The sequence below is a fragment of the Pirellulales bacterium genome, from assembly GCA_035656635.1.
In the GTDB taxonomy this organism is placed as follows: domain Bacteria; phylum Planctomycetota; class Planctomycetia; order Pirellulales; family JADZDJ01; genus DATJYL01.
The window spans coordinates 1-3594 of the sequence record DASRSD010000138.1; the positions used below are offsets into that span (position 1 = coordinate 1).

Annotated in this window: 2 protein-coding genes; one reads left to right on the forward strand and one right to left on the reverse strand. The window is 56.5% G+C overall.

Annotated elements, in window-relative coordinates:
* Positions 1 to 87: 87 nt before the first annotated feature.
* Positions 88 to 1773: an AarF/ABC1/UbiB kinase family protein gene (locus tag VFE46_13140; GenBank protein HZZ28940.1), complete on the forward strand. Its 1686-nt coding sequence runs from the start codon at positions 88 to 90 to the stop codon at positions 1771 to 1773.
* A 24-nt stretch (positions 1774 to 1797) separates the two neighbouring features.
* Here VFE46_13140 and VFE46_13145 read toward each other — a convergent pair.
* Positions 1798 to 3594 (reverse strand): arylsulfatase (locus tag VFE46_13145; GenBank protein HZZ28941.1); only part of this gene is annotated, 1797 nt, incomplete at its 5' end.

Below are 3594 nucleotides of genomic sequence, written 5' to 3' on the forward strand. Positions count from 1 at the left end.
ACCGGCCGGGCTCAATCCATAACCAGCCGGCGCAGCATTGGTTGGCTCAATTCAACATCGAACATTTGCTTTTGTTAAAATAATTGCATGCGATTAAGCACCATTCCGCAACTGTATCGCCACGCCAGCCGTTGGCGGCAAATTCTCACGGTGCTGAGCAAATACGGCCTGGCGGGCTGGATCGAACGGCTGGGTCCGCGCTTTACGCACGGCATTTTGAAAGATCGCGACGGCACGGCCCTGTGCAGCCACAGCCGCGAAACGCGCATTCGGTTGGCCCTTTCGGAACTGGGCCCCACGTTCATTAAGCTGGGCCAAATTTTGAGCACGCGCCCTGATGTCGTGGGAGTGGCCCTGGCAGACGAATTGGCAAAATTGCAAGATCGCACTCCAGCCGATTCGTACGGACAAGTCGTAAGCATCGTAGAGTCCGAACTGGGCCAGCCCTTGCCCGAATTGTTCCTCGATTTTGAAGAAGTCCCACTGGCCAGCGCTTCGATTGGCCAGGTTCACCGGGCGCGCTTAAAAAATGGCGATTGGGTCGTGGCCAAGGTGCGGCACGCGGGCATCGAAGAAATCATCCGCCGCGATTTGGAAATTCTCACCGGACTGGCGCATTGGGCCGAACGGGTGCCGGAGCTGGCCAATTATCGTCCCCGGGCCACCGTCGCCGAGTTTCAACGCGTGTTGCGGCGAGAGCTCGATTTTGGCCGCGAAGAGCGCAATCTCCAGCAATTTGCCTATTTGTTCGCCGACGACCCCACCGTGAAAATTCCGCGCTCCTATCCGGAGCTTTCCACATCGCGCGTGCTGACCATGCAGTACCTGGAAGGCGTGAAGCTTTCGCACGTCGAAAAAGTGTACGAAGCGGGGTTTGATTTGAAGGAGGTTGCCCGTCGCGGGGCCGATTTATATCTCACCATGATTTTCACCCACGGCTTTTATCATGCCGATCCGCATCCGGGCAATTTGATTCTCATGCCTGGCAATGTAATCGGGCTGTTGGATTTTGGCATGGTGGGGCGCATTGATGATGCGCTGCGTGAGGAAGTCGAAGACCTATTGCTGGCCATTGGCGAGCGCAACCCCGGGCGGCTGGCACAAGTAATTACGCAAATGGGCGAAGTGCCGCGCGATTTAGATCAAACGGCGCTGGGTTACGATTTGGCCGATTTCGTGGCGCATTACGGTAACCAGTCGATTGAAGATGTCAATCTGAGCGCCGCGCTGAACGAAATGACCGAAATCATTCGCCGCTATCGCATTATGCTGCCGGCACGCATTGCCATGTTGCTGAAAATGTTGGTCATGTTGGAAGGCACAGCCCGGCTGGCCAGCCCGCGGTTTAGCTTGATGGAAGTTTTGGCCCCGCACCAAAAGCAAATGGCCTGGCGGCGCATTTCGCCGCTGCGGCGGCTGCGGAAGCTGCGTCACGTGTACAACGAAATTGAGCACTTGGCCGAAGTACTGCCGCGCAAAGTGCTTGACATTGTCGATTTGTTTCACGCCGGAAAAATCGACGTGCATCTGGATCATCGCGGCCTGGAGCCTTCGGTCAATCGGCTGGTGCTGGGCATGCTGGCCAGCGCGCTATTTTTGGGCTCGGCCTTGCTCCTGAGCCGCGAAGTGCCGCCGCTGGTTGGGCCTGCCTGGTTGTTTGGCGAGCGCGGGGTATCGCTGTTCGGCGTGGCCGGTTGCGTTGTCGCCTTGGGCCTGGGCTTGCGATTGCTGCGCGCCATCAACAAGTCGGGCCATTTGGACCGCCGAGACTGACCATTCGACACGAATGAAACTCAATCACTGTCCCTCGTGCGACCTGATCATGTCTTCGATCTGCTTTTTCACTGCGTCGAGGTTGAACGACGCCGGGTCTTGCATCGGCGGATAATCGATGGCCGTTTTGGCGAGTTCAGCAACCCTTTGTTGGACTAGCACAAATCGCCAGAATTCCCGCGCGTAAAAATCGTTCATGTAACCGCCGCCTAAATCATTCAGCGTTTCTGCATTAATCGACGGCGTGCGCTCGAAGGGGTCTTGGTGAATATTCACCATGCCAGGCATGTCGGTAGTAACCTTGGGTCCCGGCCAGCCCAGGGGCTGCTGGAAGAACTGGAATTTGAAGTCGTCCAGACGCAGCGCGCCCAGTTTTGGCCCGCCAAAGTACCAAAGTTCGTGACGCTTGGACGATCCGTTGTCGGTCAGAAGATCGGTCTGATCGTAGCCGTCCAAATGGTTTTTATACTCGCGGTCGCCCAGCTTAGCTCCCTTGAGGAGCTGGTCAGTGATATTTGGATTTCCCGCGGCTGTGCACAGCGTTGGAAACCAATCGAGCCCCGAAAAAATTCCGTTTTCGACGGTGTGAGGCTTGATGTGCCCCGGCCAGCGGGCAATGCAAGGCACGCGGAAGCCGCCTTCCATGACCGTGCCTTTGGTGGCTTTGAACGGCGTCATGCCGCCGTCGGGCCAGGTAAATACTTCAGCACCATTGTCGGTGGTAAACACGACAATCGTGTTGTCCGCCTCGCCGATATCTTCCAAATGTTTCAACAGCGCTCCCACACTATCATCCAATTGCGCCATGCCCCCTTCCTCCAGGCCGTAGTTCGTTTTGCTGTTCATCTGGGCCTGATATTTTGGCGACAGGAACGTCCACACGTGCATGCGGGTGGTGTTGTGCCAAATGAAAAACGGCTTGCCATCCTGCTTCGCCTTATCCATGAAGTCACAGGAGCTTTTCACTAACACTTCGTCGAAGGTGGTCATGTCGTACTTCGCCTTCAAGAAGGGAACGTCGTGCATGTTGGGTACGTGCGACATATCGGCGTAGGGGGGCAGCGGACCTTCGTCCGTAACCTTCTGCTTGCCGATTTTTCCCCACCGTGGCTGAACGGTTGGATCGTCAGTGTCGCTGGCGTAGCAATGCACCAGGCTGCGCGGGCCATGCTCGTTGTAATACGCTTCCTCGACCGGGAACGAATACCAATACGGATCGGACATAGCGTCGAGGTGATACAAATATCCAAAAAATTCGTCGAAGCCGTGCACCGTGGGTAGGAATTTGTTGAGATCGCCAAGGTGATTTTTCCCGAACTGGCCCGTGGTGTAACCTTGTGCTTTCAAAGCGGTGGCCAACGTGCAGGCTTGCGCGGGCAGGCCAACATCAGCTCCCGCCTGACCGACCGTGGTCATTCCCGTTCGCAGCGGGATTTCGCCCGTGATGAAATTCGCGCGGCCGGCGGTGCAACTGGCTTCCGCGTAATAGTCGGTGAACAACATTCCTTGCGACGCCAGCTTGTCCAGATTGGGCGTCTTGCCGGACATCATGCCGCGGTGGTACGCGCCAATGTTAAACCAGCCCACGTCGTCCCCCATGATGAACAAAATGTTCGGCTTTTTACCGCTGCTGCTGGACGACGAACCGCCGCCGTTGTTGGTCGCCTGCGCTAACGACATTTCGGGAGTTTTTGTGGCAGCGGTGGCTGTCGTTTGTTTATCGAACGCCACAACCTGTGTTTCCGCTTGGCAATTCGACAATGGTCGGTTCGAAGCGACTACATAGCCCAACACTCCGCCCACAGCGAGCGCTACCAATAG